Raw genomic sequence first — 16,025 nt, forward strand, 5'->3', positions numbered from 1 at the left:
TCGATTTTATTGCCAACCAGTGTTCCAGCATTGCTGATCGCAGTAATGCCTGTTAATGTATTTGGTACATCATCACTGGCGGTAACACCAGTCTTGGCCGTACCAAAACTATTTGTCAATACGATGTTGTAGGTCAAAACATCACCAGATTTTACCGTGGCGGGGTCACCGACAATAGATTTAACCGCTGTGATCTTCCCTTCTGTTGGTTTCTCAACGACTGGGGTAATCGGTGTAGTCGGATCGATTGGATCAATCACCGATGCAGTGTTTTTGATCGAAATGGTACCTACTGGCAAGTTTGCAACTACCGTTGCTTTGAAACTTAATGTTAAAGTACCGTTCGCCGGAACGGTTAAGTTGGTCCAGTTGATCGTGTTGCCCGTGGCAACCCCACCGTTATCAATCGCAGAAATAGCTGTCAACGTTGAGGGAACTGCGTCACTAACAGTAACACCTGTTTTTGGAAGCGCATCCGTATTTGTCAAGATAATATTATACGTCAAAACGTCACCCGGTTTTACTGTGGCCGGATTACCTACAATAGATTTAACAGCGGTAATTTTATTAATGAGCGTAACAACGTTGTTGTATTTAATATTATTGCAGCTTTCAGTAGCCGTTCCATTTTTGCATTCCAAATGAGGGTCGGTAGGAAGCACATTTGGATCCGGATTGGTTGCATCTGGATCGTTAACGTCATTTGGCCTCATAATAGTGGCTTCAACAATTATTTTTCCGGAAGGCAGCCCAACCGCTTTGGTCACAATTGTATAGGTACCTTTACATCCGTTTGTCAGTGTTAATTCAGCGTTATAGTGTAATTTATCAGCAGAAATAGTTCCATTGGTTTCTGTACCGCAAGCAGATACATAAACAGCAGATACAATTTCCATTCCTGCAGGAACATTAAAAGAAAAAGGAGCATTGGCTACATCACTATAAGCAGCGGAACCATCACTATTTTGAACCTCTACTGTATAAGTGATGTTTCCATTAGCACCTACAGTCGACACATTTGGAGTGATACTATTTACCTTTAAATCTGCAATCTTAGTGGAGATCACAGTACTTAACGTTTCTTCTGCTCCCAAAACAAATGTCCAGGTATCCATAGATCTGTTGTCACCAAATGTTCCGGAAGCCGGACTTGAATTATTACCCCATTTATGCCCATTGGTATTACTTGAAGTTCCAGCAGGAACAGCGGATTGGCTGGCATTGATTGGATTTGAAGGTGAATTATTAGCCCCGAAAGTAAGAGTGATGTCGGTATCATCCCAAAATACGACATCTGATTCTACAGCATTAAGTCCTTCATTCAATAATTCTAATTTGATCCCATTCGGATTTATTTCCATATCAAAATATGGGAAATGAACTTCAGCCCCCTGAAGCCTGACTGTTAACTTAGCTGGTGAATTTCCAGATGGAAGAGGATTACCTGAGCCATCCTTTCCATCCCAATTGACTGAATTGGATCCAGCACTTGCAAAACCGGTAATGGTTCTGGTTGGGAAACTGGCAGGTGCAATAGCACTGATCTCAATGATATAACGACCTGAAACATTCGCACTAAATTTTATATTGCCCCCCTTATTACTTACCTGCCCTTCGGTTCCCTCTACACCAAATAATTTTAAATCAGAAACCTTAGGAACCAGTCGCGGATTTTTAAGCCAGGTTGTACCGGTACCCCCAGCCACCGCTCCAGATGCACTTTGGGGTAAATCATTGGCTGGAAGCGTATAAAACATTTTATGGGTTACACTCGTTGTATTATCTGCTGTCCGGGGGTCCTTAATCTGCGATGAAATACCTGTTGATGTATTTAAACTTTTATATAGTGGTTCTCCCGCCCCATTAACGAAGCCGTTACTATTTACAAAAAACTCAAAACTGATACCATTGTTTCCATTGTTATCTACCTTATAAATATATCCATCTTTAGTTAGCACATACATTTTTCCATAATAGGTTCTTGTTGCACTAAAATCATTATAGATATCAAGATTAAGAACGTTAGAATAAACACGACCGCTTATCAACGCATTGCTAGAACCGTATATAGATACATCCCATGCTGCAATAACGACATCACTGCTCGTAGGAACTTTCCAATCAACGCTTGCTAAAACACCACTGGTTTCCCTTCCGTTGGTATTTGTACCGGCTTCTCCTACTGGTGGAACAAAATCGACACTGTAAATCCCATCTCCTCCAACGGGAACAGCATATAAAATGGGATCGTAATAGTCTCCTCCCACTACCCCGGGTAATCTCGGACCCGCAACTTCATTAACCCGTTTACTGATCAAGCCCGTTGGTCCCGAATAACTGGTAGTTGTCCCATCAGGTTTTGTTAGTTTGATCCTTGCATTGCCAAGTCCCATTACGCTACTTGCCATAGTAATGGTCTCTCCTGCTTTTGCATAAACATGATGTGTATTTAAACTGGCAAATGGATAAGAAGCAGAAGCAGACGTACTTGATCTCAGTTTAGCTCTTCCGCCATTCCCTCCAGGGTACAAATCTTTTGATCCATCGGCATAACTATACTGCCCAAAGAACAAAAAGCAGATCAATAATGATGCGAAATAATAAAATTTAGTAAAATGTTTCATGCGTTAATTTTTCTCCTTAAATTATGTTATGGTCCTAGCAGACCTTTGGTTTGATTCTATCAATGTCTATGACGTTTTCATATAATAGTTTGTAGATGCCATCAGTGTCCACAGGCTACGGTTTTTCAAAAACCGGTAATCAGGCAGTTAATTTTTATGCTCCTAAATATGTCTTAAATAAGATGTCATAGATTCGGATAGGAATTAATGACAAGCGCGAAATCGGAATAAAAGGTCTGTGGCACATTAAGACATTCGAGATGTGATTTCAAATGTCCTTCTCCTATTGTGTTCAATTTATCAAATCATAAACTATGACCTTACAGGATTATAGAGAGCAAACAGTAGCCCAAATGTGATAATGAGGTTAAATAGGCTTTTTTATAATCTAGTTCAATTGGTATGTTTCATAAGTCAATTTATGCGTTTATACTTTTTAACTTTGTGAATTCATTGATTCAATTTTAAGTAAAAAAACTACACATTTTAACAATCAAAAACAGATACAAGGTCAATACAGCAATATTGTGCTATAAAATTTAATCATATAGCAATAATTTGCTATATGATTTGAGGATGCAACCAGGTAAGTTAGTGCTATTCAAAATAAAACGAAGAGGTCTTCTTAATCAAAATTTTCACGATTGACAACGGTGTTGATAGAAGAACCAGAATACATACTTGAGTCAGATAGCCTCATGGCTTCCTTAAGTCCGACCTAAATTCATCAACAGTCGGCAGGAACAAAAAAAGAGTATTGTTTAACTTACACATAGCATTAATTAGCTATATATGATGCATTCATTAGTAATTCAGACATACTAATAGTAAATAAAATCACATACTTTTGCTACATTCGGCAAGTGTATGAAGAAAACCAATACGATTGCCATTGTCTTTGATGACCACCTTTTATTTGCCGATTCTTTTTCGGCACTCGTAGAACTGCTGGAACTTTTTAGCGCTGTTCACGCGCTTACCGATAAAAAAGAGCTGACACATTTTCTTATAAAGCATCCAAAGGTACAAATCTACCTGTTTCTGGATTATTACCTGGAAAATGGAAATAGTCTTACACTCATCAACGAGGTAAAACGCTTGAACCGACAACTGATCATCATTGTAATGAGCTCAACCATAAGCCCTGCAGCAATAACAAATATTCTGGATTATAAACCCCAGGGATTTATCTCCAAATCGTCTGGTTTTGATACTATACTTCAATGCCTGACAACAATCGCCAATGGCAATCAGTATATCTGCCCTGTGATCAGCGAAATTGTTGAGCATACACACCACATGAGTAAAATGGCACTTACGCCCAGGGAATTGGAAATCTTACAGTATTTTGCGCAAGGATTATCCATTGCTCATACCGCAGAGAAGGCACATCTTAGCAAACACACTATCGTTGCACATCGCCGGAAGATGATGTCAAAGGTAAACGTAACTTCTATTACAGAGTTATTGTTGTATGCCCGCAAAAACGAACTGATCTAAACTCAGTCTAAAAAATATACGATAAAGATCGAGGATATATATCTATGACACAAAACCGGACGAATGTAGGGATGTTCTTCAGGTAAAGTCCAGGGCTATGATCATCCTCTTTTTTGGTGTATGACTGTCCAGGCCTTTAATTCCTTAGAAAACTGGTCTGTTGCGCCAATGGCTACCAGTAAATTATAAAACAGAACACTCCAATAAAAACCAATACTTCAATCACAAAATAACACATCAGTTGTTTTCTGGTAGCTATAGTAGCCTGGATCCTTTTAGAGATAAAGGCGGCTAAGATTAAAGTAGTTACAAAGAAAATGATAAATAACCCAATATAAATTACTGATCTGCTGCTATTTACAGGCAATTCTCTGTGGACTTGAAAGTAATAGACGAAATAGCAGGTAACCGCAGCAAAAGACATGATATAGAAGCCGAGTAATTTGCCGATGAGGCTTTTACTGCCTAAGGGTATTTTTATCATCATACCTGGTGAAACTTTATGCTCCTTTTTCCCATAAAACAGATGGCTGCTTATTCTTGTAATATCGAGGAGAATAATCAGCATAAAAAGAAAAAGCAGTATGATCAACACACCTCCCAGCACGTAATTCTGGTAAAATACATCTTGTAAAAGACTCATGTCGCAGGTATTGATTTAAACTATTGAAGTGTTATTTTATTGATAAAAGCATGATCGGTCAGGGTTTTCAAAAACAGGATGATCTTTTTCTGCTCTGCGGCCGTCAAAGGAATTCCTGTTTTTCCATGTTGCTGCATCAATGGATCCAGCTGTGCATCTTTCTTGATTCCGGTTGCATAAAACTGAAGCACTTCTTCCAGTGTATTGAATCTGCCATCATGAAGATAAGGTCCGGTAACTTCTATATTCCTTAAACCGGGTACTTTAAATTTCTTTACCGGATCATGGTCCGCAGCTGTTCCTATATTCCTCAACGATTCATCACTGAACAGGTCTGTAGAATGGCAGGAAGCACAATTTTGCTGAAACAGCTTCAGGCCTTCCTTTTCGTCCGGACTAAAGGTATCTTTCTGTTTTGCTACCAGCTGATCGTAACGGGAATTGGCAGAAACCAGGGAAAGCAGGTATTGCTCAATGGCTCCGGTCAGGTCTTTGGCGCTGATCTTTTCTACACCAAAAACTGTTTTAAAATGTTGTCTGTATATTGGAGATGCATTTAATTTTCTGACCACATTATCCATGGTCTCTCCCATTTCTGCCGGACTGGTTAATGCATTGATTGCAGTATTTTGCAATTTCGGTTCCCGGCCATCTCTGAAATAGGAATGTTTCCATTGCAGGTTCATTAGCGCAGGTGTATTTCTTGTTCCCAATATCTGTTCATCTACCCCTTCATTGATCTTAATTCCCGCACTGGAATAAGCGTCAGTCTGATTGTGACAGGAAGCACAGGCTACTTTTCCATTTTTGGATAAAGACGGATCATCAAATAGCTTTTGTCCCAGTGTGATCCCTTCTACCGTTAAGGCAGGGTCCTGCTGAAAAGGAACGGGAAAGTTAACTGGTCTTCTCACGGCAACCACCGTTTTTATGGTAGAAAGGCCAAAAGCAAGACCTAAAAGTAAAGTAGAGAACGCAATAATTGCAACAACAAAAAGTTTATTTTTCTTCATTTAAAATCAATTATGCCTTGATAAAGATATCATAGGCAAACCTCAGGATCGTCCCGAAAACAACGACCAGGAAAAAGATCCTGATAAATTTATTGCCTTTCAATAAGGCCAGTTTAGTCCCCAGAAACGACCCAGCCACATTACAAAAAGCCATGGGAATGGCAAACTCATAAAGGATGTGTCCGGTACTTCCGAAATAGCATATTGCAGCAATATTGGTGGCCATATTGATCAGCTTTGCACTCGCACTGGCATGAAGAAAATCATAGCCTAGTAAAGCAATAAAAGCAAGGATAAAAAAGGTTCCCGTTCCCGGCCCGATCAGTCCATCATAAAAACCTATGACAAAACCAAAGAAAAGGCCAATGAGCATTTGCTGTAATATACTATGGTCTTTATCCTGATGCACGCCAAAGCTCTTGTTGAAATAGGTATATACCGCTACAGCAATCAGAATAAAAAGGACCACTGGCTTTACCACCGTATTGTCGATCAGGGTAATGCTATGGGCACCCAGAATCGCCCCAACAAAAGCCAGCATGGCTACATAGATGAGTAATTTCCAGTTTAGCGTTACATTCTGTGAATATTTCCAGGCGGCAAATGCAGTTCCTGAAAGAGAAGGGATTTTGGTCGTTCCAAACAGCGTAGCCACAGAATACTGCGGCAAAACGATCATGATGGCCGGAGTTTGAAGCAAACCTCCCCCACCAACAATGGCATCAATAAATCCGGCAAAAAAGGAGACTATACAAAGTATAATCAGGTCTGTAACCATAGCATTTCTGAATTGCCGCAAAAATAGCGTTTTTTAAAGTGGCTGATGCTGGGAACAGCAGTTATTTTTTGTGGGCAGGATGTAAAATTAATGTCCCCAGAGTTCCTTGATCAGGTAATCAATCCGTTCCTGTGGTTCATACATTAAGATCTGTTCCTTCATCAGTTCACTAAACTCAGTTTCGGCTTTCAGGTCAATCAGGTTGATAAATTCAGGAATCGTACTTTCATCAAGGGTACGGCCCAATGCCCTCACAATTGCTTTCCTCGTTATGGCATCTATTTTACGGTGGTAGCAATCCATCAGTAAAGGCTGCGCCTTGATCTTGATCGCTGTCGAGTCTGTCTTTCCAAATTGATCAGACAACACCATCAGCATTTTTTTTGACTGCTTCTTTTCCAGCAGGGAGAAAATGTATTTAAATCTCTCTTCGTTTTCGAAAAACCGGGTCCAGATTAATGTGGCATACAAAACATCTTTATCAGCATGATCAAATAATTCATACAGCGCTTTCTGAACTCCAGAATCTTCGTGATAGCGATTGTAGGCACAGCCCAAAGTCTGAATCATAGAGATCACTACTTTAGGGTCTGGATCTTTCAATGCAGGAATTAAGATTTCAAAGGTTTTTGGATGGGAAAAGAAAAATCCACGAAATTTATTGCCTGAGTTCCGGGCAAATTTACTAAAGTACGCAGCCGTCTTCTGCCTGAGTTCCGGATCAGGACTAAACAGATTTTCCAGGTGTTCTTTTTCCTTTTCAAAAGCCTGAAGCTCTTGCTCCATGATATAGTCCGTTTCATTGATACCCTGATCTTTTTCCATATTTATGATATAAAAAAAGAGGACTCACACCACTGAGTCCCCTTTAACCTAAACCAAAATTTACTAAAAACTATTTTGCTGCTGCTGTAAAGTTTAACACAATATAAGCAGTTGAATTACCATATTCTACTGGAGATTTGATCACCAATGATGTTTTTGTTGAAGAAGAAAGCACCAATCTGTAACCTTCAGTTACGTTTTTCGCTTTATCACCTTCATATAATTTCTTGAACTGGAAAGTTTGATCCGGAACACTTGCCGACCAGTAAATGGTCTGTGTTTTTGCTGCACATGATGCTCCACCTGGCAAACTGTAACTTCCGTTACCACTATTTGTTAATCTCCAGGTACCTCCTACAAAGCAGGCAGGTGAAGCTTCGCCAAACAATGATTTTACAGATGCCTGAGGAATGCCTTCATAAGTAATGTCGTTCAGCACCCAGTTACCAGTCACATCACCACGCTTAACAACAGTTTGAGCAGCGCCACCACCTTTTGGTGAACAACTTTGCAAAACCATTAATGAACTGCATAAAATGGCTGCTATCAGGAATATTCTTTTCATATCAATTTGTTTTTCTTCTCTAATACATAAATCTTGCCAAAACTTCAACAGAATAATTTTTACCTTTAGCTTTGTTGTACCAAGACCCTTAATTCACTATTTATCCTCCTGAAAATGAAACCAGAAACTTTAGCAATACATTCCGGAAATTTGTATGAAAGCAGCACAAAAGATGTCACCCCGCCTATTAATTTGTCCACAACTTTTTTCAGAGATGAAGATGGTGGCTATTCTGGCGGACACATGTATAGCCGGGTAAGTAACCCGAACCGTTCTGCACTGGAGCAAGTATTGACAGATCTGGAGCATGGAGCTGATGCCTGTGCCTTTTCTTCCGGCAATACGGCAGGCATGTCTCTTTTTCAGGCCTTGAAACCAGGAAGCCATATCATTGCTCCTGATGATATGTACTGGGGATTCAAGAAACAATTACAATCTATTTTTGCCGATACCCTGACCATCGACTTTATTGACCTGACCGATGTGGACCGCATTCCGGATTACATCAGGGAAAATACCGTCCTGATCTGGGTAGAAACCCCTTCTAACCCGTTATTGAAAATCACAGACCTTAAAGCCATTTCAGCGATTGCCAAAAAGCACCAGCTCGTTCTGGCCTGCGACAGCACCTTTGCTTCCCCATGTCTGCAAAACCCGATTGCATTGGGTGCCGACATAGTGATGCACTCTTCAACTAAATATATTGGTGGGCATAGTGATGTTTTAGGAGGTGTCCTGATTACTGCAGAAAAGACACCGCTTTGGGAAAAGATCAGAAATATTCAGCAGGTTGGTGGAGCAGTCCCTTCTCCTTTCGATTGCTTTTTACTCCTTCGAAGTATCAAAACACTTCCTTACCGCATGCGTGGGCATTGCGAAAATGGAATGGCCCTGGCCCTGCATTTGGAAAAACATCCAAAAATAGAAGCAGTATTTTATCCCGGACTCCCTGCACACCCACAGCATGAGATTGCCAGCCAGCAAATGAGTGGTTTCGGAGGTATGTTGTCTATTTTGGTAGCTGGCGGAGCCGATGAAGCCCGTAAAGTGGTGAATACCGTAAAGCTCTTTGCCCAGGCCACCAGTCTTGGAGGTGTGGAAAGCCTGATTGAACACCGTGCGTCGGTGGAAGGCCCGGACACGAAAACCCCACAGAATTTAATTCGGATCTCTGTTGGACTGGAACATATAGATGATCTTATCGCAGATTTCGATCAGGCTTTGGCCTAAAAATCCGACAAACAACAAAAAACAAATTCCCAAAACATCAATTTATAAAGCTTATTATCAGATAATTACAAAATAACCAGAATATAATTTTGGTTATTTTGTCACTTAGCTTTACATTTGAACTATTCTTAGCGAAAGCTATTCAAGTCATCACCTCTTAAACTGGGTTTTGATTTATAAAGAAGTGGCGAGAGACAGGCTCTTTGACCCACTGGCAACCCTCCCAAAATGGAGAAGGTGCCAATTCCTGACCGGCTGGCATGGTGCCATCTGGAGAGATAAATTAAGACAATGAGAACAGTTAAAATTACATCAGATTCTTTTAATTATTGTTGCCCGCAGCATGCGATTTGTATGTGCTGTTGCATACGATAATCAACAAAATCTTCCTTTTGCATTCTTGATCCATCCGGAAGGCCTCCATTGAGGTACGCTAAACAGCTATATGCCCTTATGCAAGTTTACCGCATAAGCAGGCCCCTTAACCCCTTATTTACCAAACGCTTAAAAGAATAACATATGTCAACCAACCATAAATTCGAAACCCTTCAGATACACGCAGGTCAGGAAATCGACCCAACAACAGGTTCAAGAGCCGTTCCATTGTACCAGACTACTTCTTACGGATTCAAAAATTCAGAGCATGGAGCCAACCTCTTTGCGCTAAAGGAATTCGGAAATATCTATACCAGGATCATGAATCCTACAACCGACGTTTTTGAAAAACGTGTTGCCGCACTTGAAGGCGGGGTTGCTGCCCTTGCAGTAAGCTCCGGACAGGCAGCTCAGTTCATTGCTTTAAATAACATTCTGGAAGCCGGAGATAATTTCGTCTCTTCTTCTCATTTATATGGTGGTTCCTACAACCAGTTCAAGGTTGCCTTCAAACGTTTGGGCATAGAGGTGAAATTTGCCAATGGCGATGACGCTTCGGACTTTGAAGCTAAAATTGATGAAAATACCAAGGCCTTGTATCTGGAAAGCATAGGAAACCCTTCTTTCAGCATTGCTGATTTTGAGAAGATCTCTTCTATCGCCGGAAAACACAACCTTCCTCTAATTGTAGACAATACTTTCGGTGCTGCCGGATACCTCTTCCGCCCCCTGGAGCATGGTGCACATGTGGTGGTTCAATCGGCTACCAAATGGATCGGCGGACATGGAACGAGCATCGGCGGGGTCATCGTTGACGGAGGAAATTACAACTGGGGCAATGGGAAATTCAAGCAATTCACAGAACCCTCAGAAGGCTATAACGGATTGGTATTTAACGATGTCTTTGGCACTGGCGGACCATTTGGAAACATACAGTTCATCATTCGCGCCCGTGTAGAAGGCTTAAGGGACTTTGGCCCGGCCATCTCCCCTTTCAACTCCTTCCTGCTGATTCAGGGATTGGAAACCCTTTCCCTTCGTGTGCAACGCCATGTAGACAATGCCCTGGCTTTAGCCACCTGGCTGGAAAACCATGAAGCCGTAAAAAGCGTCAACTATCCGGGTCTGGAAAGCAGCCCTTATCATGCCAATGCAAAGAAATACCTGCAAAACGGATTCGGAGCGGTGTTGTCATTCGAACTGCATGGAGAGAAAAGCCAGGCTACTGCTTTGGTGGATCAATTGAAACTGGTAAGTCATCTCGCCAATGTCGGAGATGCCAAGACACTGATCATCCAGCCTGCAGCAACCACACATCAGCAACTGAGCGAAACTGAGCAGATCGCTGCCGGAGTAACGCCAAACTTATTGCGTGTCTCTGTAGGAATAGAACATATCGACGACATAAAAGCTGATTTTGAACAGGCATTTGCAGCCATCAACGTAAAATAAACAATGAGCACTATATCCACATATACACATACCAAGACTTTCAAGCTCGAGAATGGCAAGAAATTGCGCAAAATAGAGCTGGCTTATCAGACGTATGGAAAACTGAATGCCAAGAAAGACAACGTGATCTGGGCTTGTCATGCTTTGACGGCTAATTCGGATGTTTTAGATTGGTGGAAAGGCCTTTTTGGCAATAACGACCTCTTTAATCCGGAAGAACATTTCATTATATGTGCCAATGTATTGGGTTCTCATTATGGAAGTACCAACCCATTAAGTGAAAACCCGGTTACCGGATTACCTTATTACCTTTCTTTCCCTGAATTTACCATCCGCGATCTGGTTGCTGCGCATCGTTTGCTTGCCGAACACCTGGGCATTAAAGACATTAAAGTTTTGATCGGTGGTTCACTGGGTGGGCAACAAGCTTTGGAATGGGCTGTTACCGATGGTTCAGCGATAGAAAACCTGATCCTGGTAGCTACCAATGCCGTTCATTCTCCATGGGGCATTGCCTTTAATGAAAGTCAGCGTCTGGCCATCAGTACCGACAGAAGTTTTTACGCTCAGAAACCTGATGGTGGACTGAAAGGGTTGAAAACTGCAAGAAGCATAGCTTTATTGTCTTACCGCAGTTATGATGCCTATACCGATACCCAGCTGGAAAGCGTAAACGACAAAACCGGCTCTTTCAGGGCCTCCTCGTATCAGAATTACCAGGGCGAAAAATTATGTAAGCGTTTCAATGCCTACAGTTACTGGTACCTGAGCAAAGCGATGGACAGCCACAATGTGGGCAGAGGCCGGAAAAGTGTCACAGAAGCCCTGGCTACCGTAAAATCAAACACCCTGGTGATTGGTGTGGAGAACGATGTATTGTTTCCCATCACTGAACAGCAGTTTTTAGCCAAACACATTCCGGATGCCGCCTTTCATTCCATCAAATCTGCCTATGGGCATGATGGCTTCCTTATTGAAACAGATATTCTGACCAATGTGATCGGCAACTTCCTGAAAGAAAGCACCAACAAGAAAATAATTAAATTACATAAAACAGCATAGTACTTAGATGAGCAAGAAACTTAAAATTGGTTTATTTGGATTTGGAGTTGTAGGTCAGGGATTACACGACATCATTCGTGGTCAGGACCTCAACCTGGAGATCATTAAAATCGCCATCAAAAACCCGGATAAGAAACGCAGCTTAGATGCCCACCTTTTCACCACCAATCACGACGAGATTTTAAATAATGAAGAGATCAATACCATTGTCGAGCTGATCGATGATGCAGATGCGGCCTTCAACATTACCAAACGTGCCCTGATCAGCGGTAAGAACGTGGTTTCAGCAAATAAAAAAATGATTGCTACCCACCTGGCAGAACTGGTAGAATTACAGGAAAAACATGGTGCATCCTTACTTTACGAAGGTGCAGTATGCGGCAGTATCCCGATCATCAGGAACCTGGAAGAATATTACGACAATGAGTTGCTGCATGGCATCAGTGGAATCTTTAACGGTTCTTCCAATTATATCCTTTCTAAGATCTTCAATGAAAACCTGGAATATGGCGTTGCCCTGAAACAGGCACAGGACCTTGGTTTTGCAGAGACCGACCCGATTCTGGACGTGGGAGGTTATGATCCTAAATTTAAACTGGCCATTGCGACCGCACACGCCTATGGTTTGTTCATTAATCCGGACAAGATCCTGAATGTAGGCATCCAGAACCTGAGCGAGAACGACATCAGGTATGCAAGAGAGAAAAACTTTAAAATCAAACTTGTTCCTACGGCACGTAAGATCAGCACCAAACAGGTGGTTACCTATGTATTGCCAAAGTTTGTGAAATCAGACGATTTCCTGTACAATGTAGAGAACGAATATAACGGGGTAACTGTTCAGGCCGCTTTTGCAGACAAACAGTTTTTCTTCGGAAAAGGTGCCGGTGGCCACCCTACAGGAGCAGCCGTACTTTCAGACATTGCAGCCTTAAGGTATGATTACCGTTATGAATACAAAAAATACCACCAGCAAAACGGATTGATCCATACCGACAATGTAAACATTGAAGTTTACCTGCGTTATGTTCATGAGTATACGATAGAAAAATTACAGGTAGAAAATATCGTGGAACGCTTTAGCCGTCAGGATTACAAGTATGTGATCGGAAGTGTGAGCTTAAAAACGTTATTGGCCAACCGCAGTTTACTGGAGCAGAAAGATGTGTTTATTGCACATACCGGAAGGTATACCTATACCGAGCAGCAGATCCAGACGGTGACTGAAGAAGAAGTACTTTTTAACTCATAATAAATTGTTTTGATCGTAAAAAGGCCCCGGAATCCGGGGCCTTTTGCGTATGCTATATTTTTTCGAAAAAGATTAAATCTCTCTGTTGATGTCCCAGCTTTCCAGGTAATCTGCTACCCTGCGGACAAATGATCCACCCAGGGCACCATCTACCACCCTATGGTCATAAGATAGCGAAAGGAACATCATATGGCGGATGGCAATGACATCTCCAAATTCAGTCTCCAGTACCGCAGGTTTCTTTTTGATCGCCCCTACTGCAAGGATCGCTACCTGAGGCTGATTAATAATAGGTGTGCCCATCACGTTTCCAAAAGATCCTACATTGGTCAGTGTAAAAGTACCACCCTGGGTTTCGTCCGGTTTAAGTTTTGAATTACGGGCACGGATGGCCAGGTCATTCACCGATTTTGTTAAACCTACCAGGTTCAGCTGATCTGCATTTTTGATGACCGGAACAATCAGGTTTCCGCTTGGCAAAGCAGCTGCCATACCGATATTGATATCTCTTTTCTTGATGATCTGCGTTCCGTTTACCGAAACATTGATCATTGGGAAATCTTTAATTGCTTTAGTTACGGCTTCGATAAAGATCGGTGTAAAAGTGATTTTCTCATTTTCACGTTTCTCAAAGTTGCGTTTCACTTTTTCACGCCACATCACCATATTGGTTACATCGGCTTCCACAAAGGAAGTCACGTGTGGGGAATTGTGTTTGCTCATCACCATGTGATCGGCGATCAGCTTGCGCATCCTGTCCATCTCAATGATTTCGTCGCCACCATTGATGCTCACTACCGGCTGTACCGGTTTGGAAGGTGCCGGCTGACTAACCACAGGGGCCGCTGTTATCGTCGGTTCGGTTGCTTTAGGGGCAACACCGCCTGTTTTCTGTTGAATATAATTTAAGAGGTCGTCTTTTGTTAAACGTCCTTCTGCTCCCGTACCTGTAATGCGGTCCAGCTCGCTCAGTTCGATATTTTCCTGAGCAGCGATATTTTTCACCAATGGAGAGTAAAAGCGGTCTGAACTCTGTTTTACCGGCTCTGCATTTGAATCGTTTGAAGGCAATTGTTCTGTACCGGGAATCTCTTCGGCCTGAACCTCAGTTTCAGGCTGAGTGGCAACTGTTTCAGCAGGTGCTGCAGCAGCATTGGCATCGGTTTCGATAATGGCAATTACTGCACCTACCTGAACCACTTCATCTTCCTTGAATAACTGTTTGATTAACTTACCGGCGATTGGTGACGGAACTTCAGAATCTACCTTATCTGTAGCGATTTCCAAAATTGTATCGTCCAGTTCTATCATATCTCCTGGTTGTTTCGCCCATTTGATAATGGTTGCTTCTGCAACGCTCTCCCCCATTTTAGGTAACAATAATTCGTATTGAGCCATTTTTTATTTTATGATTGGTATCAGGTACAAAAGTAAAGTATTTCGGACACTTAATCCTCATGTTGCTGGAGTTCATTCAAAATCATTGACAAGGCAGCACTGGCAGAACGTTCAATATTCTGTGCTCTTTTGTTGCCAAAACTGAATACTTTTGACACCACTCCTTTGGCATGAGCCACTGCTATCCAGACAGTTCCGACCGGTTTACCCGGCAAACCACCATCAGGTCCGGCAATGCCGCTCACCGCTACAGAATAATCTGTTTTAAAATGTTTTATTGCACCAAGCGCCATCTCCCTGACGGTTTCTTCACTTACCGCGCCATATTTAGCTAAAGTTTCCTGCTGAACCCCAAGAACGGACATTTTAAGCTCGTAAGAATAAGTGACTGCTCCACCTTCATAAACAGAAGAACATCCCGGATGCTGTGTAATCAGGTGAGCGATGTAGCCACCGGTACAGCTTTCGGCAGTAGATAAGGTAAGTTTCCGCTCTTCCATAAAGTTCAGAATCGCCTTTTCCAGAGTAATGTCTTCTTCAGCAACCACGTAAGGTTTTACTTTGGCAATGATCTGCTGGGCATAAACCTCTACTTCCTTTTGCAGTAAAGCTTCGTCCGTTCCCGAAGTACTCAATCTCAACCGAACCTGCCCCAATCTAGGCAAATAAGCCAGTTTGATGTGTGCAGGCAAAGCATCTTCGATTTCCTCAATTTGTACCGCCAGAAAGGATTCACCAATATTTGAAGTAAGGATGGTTTTATGGTAGATCACTGGAAGCTTAAATGCAGCTTTGATTCTGGGAATGATCTCATCATCCATTAAGTACATCATTTCAAAAGGAACACCAGGCATGGAAACAAAGATCTTTCCATGTTCTTCGAACCACATACATGGGGCCGTTCCGTTTTTATTTTTAATGACTGTACATCTGTCAGGGACGTCTGCCTGTTTTCTGTTCAGGTCAATCATCGGGCGGTTAAAGCGCTCAAAGATCTCAGTAACATGCTGCAGGGTTTCTTCATCTCTTCTGAAACCCATATTGAAATATTTAGCAAGGGTAACCTTGGTAATGTCGTCCTTGGTTGGCCCCAGTCCTCCGGTAATCAAAATGACATCGGCCCGTTTTTCTGCCTCTTGCAGGGCTTCGATGATATGGTCTGCGTCATCAGAGACTGAGGTGATCTGTTTCACCTTCATTCCGATCAGGTTCAGTTGTTTTGCCATCCATGCAGAATTGGTATCTACAATCTGACCGATAAGGATTTCATCACCTATGGTTATAATTTCCGCCAGCATATCAATAGTT

General features: G+C 42.0%; 13 protein-coding genes and 1 riboswitch. Of the genes, 5 read left to right on the plus strand and 8 right to left on the minus strand.

From position 1 onward, the window contains the following. The coding region (locus BUC20_RS27025; protein WP_073235750.1) for a DUF11 domain-containing protein at nt 1-2,624 on the minus strand (2,624 nt) is incomplete at its 3' end. Nucleotides 2,625-3,491: 867 nt separating this feature from the next. On the opposite strand from BUC20_RS27025, the gene BUC20_RS27030 reads away from it, so the two are divergent. Continuing rightward, complete coding sequence (locus tag BUC20_RS27030; protein WP_073235753.1) at nt 3,492-4,124, plus strand: response regulator transcription factor; 633 nt, start codon at nt 3,492-3,494, stop codon at nt 4,122-4,124. Nucleotides 4,125-4,296: 172 nt separating this feature from the next. Here BUC20_RS27030 and BUC20_RS27035 read toward each other — a convergent pair whose 3' ends face one another. The 5 genes from BUC20_RS27035 to BUC20_RS27055 all read right to left on the minus strand — a co-directional run bounded on the left by BUC20_RS27035 (nt 4,297) and on the right by BUC20_RS27055 (nt 7,948). Further along, on the minus strand, nt 4,297-4,767 hold the full coding sequence (locus BUC20_RS27035; RefSeq protein ID WP_073235756.1) for a hypothetical protein: 471 nt from the start codon (nt 4,765-4,767) through the stop codon (nt 4,297-4,299). A gap of 20 nt (nt 4,768-4,787) precedes the next feature. Continuing rightward, complete coding sequence (locus tag BUC20_RS27040; RefSeq protein ID WP_073235759.1) at nt 4,788-5,780, minus strand: cytochrome-c peroxidase; 993 nt, start codon at nt 5,778-5,780, stop codon at nt 4,788-4,790. A gap of 10 nt (nt 5,781-5,790) precedes the next feature. Further along, the gene (locus BUC20_RS27045) at nt 5,791-6,558 is read right to left on the minus strand and encodes a sulfite exporter TauE/SafE family protein (RefSeq protein WP_073235762.1); all 768 of its coding nucleotides are present in this window, start codon (nt 6,556-6,558) and stop codon (nt 5,791-5,793) included. 87 nt (nt 6,559-6,645) lie between these two features. Beyond that, on the minus strand, nt 6,646-7,383 hold the full coding sequence (locus BUC20_RS27050) for a HEAT repeat domain-containing protein (RefSeq protein ID WP_073235765.1): 738 nt from the start codon (nt 7,381-7,383) through the stop codon (nt 6,646-6,648). Nucleotides 7,384-7,453: 70 nt separating this feature from the next. Continuing rightward, entirely contained in the window at nt 7,454-7,948 is a 495-nt protein-coding gene (locus BUC20_RS27055; RefSeq protein ID WP_073235768.1) for a lipocalin family protein, read from the minus strand. 114 nt (nt 7,949-8,062) lie between these two features. Here BUC20_RS27055 and BUC20_RS27060 point away from each other — a divergent pair, with 114 nt between their 5' ends. The 4 genes from BUC20_RS27060 (at nt 8,063) to BUC20_RS27075 (ending at nt 13,319) form a co-directional block, all read left to right on the plus strand. Continuing rightward, the gene (locus BUC20_RS27060; RefSeq protein WP_073235771.1) at nt 8,063-9,178 is read left to right on the plus strand and encodes a trans-sulfuration enzyme family protein; all 1,116 of its coding nucleotides are present in this window, start codon (nt 8,063-8,065) and stop codon (nt 9,176-9,178) included. Between the two features lie 171 nt (nt 9,179-9,349). Next, a riboswitch (SAM riboswitch) is annotated at nt 9,350-9,463 on the plus strand. Nucleotides 9,464-9,697: 234 nt separating this feature from the next. Continuing rightward, nucleotides 9,698-11,005, plus strand: coding sequence for an O-acetylhomoserine aminocarboxypropyltransferase/cysteine synthase family protein (locus BUC20_RS27065; protein WP_073235774.1), 1,308 nt, complete (start codon nt 9,698-9,700; stop codon nt 11,003-11,005). Nucleotides 11,006-11,008: 3 nt separating this feature from the next. After that, nucleotides 11,009-12,067: a homoserine O-acetyltransferase family protein gene (locus tag BUC20_RS27070; RefSeq protein WP_073235777.1), complete on the plus strand. Its 1,059-nt coding sequence runs from the start codon at nt 11,009-11,011 to the stop codon at nt 12,065-12,067. Nucleotides 12,068-12,074: 7 nt separating this feature from the next. Next, a complete protein-coding gene (locus BUC20_RS27075) occupies nt 12,075-13,319 on the plus strand; it encodes a homoserine dehydrogenase (RefSeq protein ID WP_073235780.1) in 1,245 nt (414 codons plus the stop codon). A 72-nt stretch (nt 13,320-13,391) separates the two neighbouring features. Here the strand turns inward: BUC20_RS27075 and BUC20_RS27080 are convergent, their stop codons facing one another. Beyond that, nucleotides 13,392-14,717, minus strand: coding sequence for a dihydrolipoamide acetyltransferase family protein (locus BUC20_RS27080; protein WP_073235783.1), 1,326 nt, complete (start codon nt 14,715-14,717; stop codon nt 13,392-13,394). Nucleotides 14,718-14,767: 50 nt separating this feature from the next. Beyond that, nucleotides 14,768-16,015, minus strand: coding sequence for a competence/damage-inducible protein A (locus BUC20_RS27085; RefSeq protein ID WP_073235786.1), 1,248 nt, complete (start codon nt 16,013-16,015; stop codon nt 14,768-14,770). Nucleotides 16,016-16,025 lie beyond the last annotated feature (10 nt).

This window comes from Pedobacter caeni (genome assembly GCF_900129215.1).
In the GTDB taxonomy this organism is placed as follows: Bacteria; Bacteroidota; Bacteroidia; order Sphingobacteriales; family Sphingobacteriaceae; genus Pedobacter; species Pedobacter caeni.

Excerpts from the sequence above, each read along its gene's own strand:
- BUC20_RS27045 (WP_073235762.1), bottom strand. The coding sequence starts at position 6,558 with ATGGTTACAGACCTGATTATACTTTGTATAGTCTCCTTTTTTGCCGGA.
- BUC20_RS27065 (WP_073235774.1), top strand. The coding sequence starts at position 9,698 with ATGTCAACCAACCATAAATTCGAAACCCTTCAGATACACGCAGGTCAG.
- BUC20_RS27080 (WP_073235783.1), bottom strand. The coding sequence starts at position 14,717 with ATGGCTCAATACGAATTATTGTTACCTAAAATGGGGGAGAGCGTTGCA.
- BUC20_RS27035 (WP_073235756.1), bottom strand. The coding sequence starts at position 4,767 with ATGAGTCTTTTACAAGATGTATTTTACCAGAATTACGTGCTGGGAGGT.
- BUC20_RS27070 (WP_073235777.1), top strand. The coding sequence starts at position 11,009 with ATGAGCACTATATCCACATATACACATACCAAGACTTTCAAGCTCGAG.
- BUC20_RS27050 (WP_073235765.1), bottom strand. The coding sequence starts at position 7,383 with ATGGAAAAAGATCAGGGTATCAATGAAACGGACTATATCATGGAGCAA.
- BUC20_RS27040 (WP_073235759.1), bottom strand. The coding sequence starts at position 5,780 with ATGAAGAAAAATAAACTTTTTGTTGTTGCAATTATTGCGTTCTCTACT.
- BUC20_RS27055 (WP_073235768.1), bottom strand. The coding sequence starts at position 7,948 with ATGAAAAGAATATTCCTGATAGCAGCCATTTTATGCAGTTCATTAATG.
- BUC20_RS27085 (WP_073235786.1), bottom strand. The coding sequence starts at position 16,015 with ATGCTGGCGGAAATTATAACCATAGGTGATGAAATCCTTATCGGTCAG.
- BUC20_RS27030 (WP_073235753.1), top strand. The coding sequence starts at position 3,492 with ATGAAGAAAACCAATACGATTGCCATTGTCTTTGATGACCACCTTTTA.
- BUC20_RS27075 (WP_073235780.1), top strand. The coding sequence starts at position 12,075 with ATGAGCAAGAAACTTAAAATTGGTTTATTTGGATTTGGAGTTGTAGGT.
- BUC20_RS27060 (WP_073235771.1), top strand. The coding sequence starts at position 8,063 with ATGAAACCAGAAACTTTAGCAATACATTCCGGAAATTTGTATGAAAGC.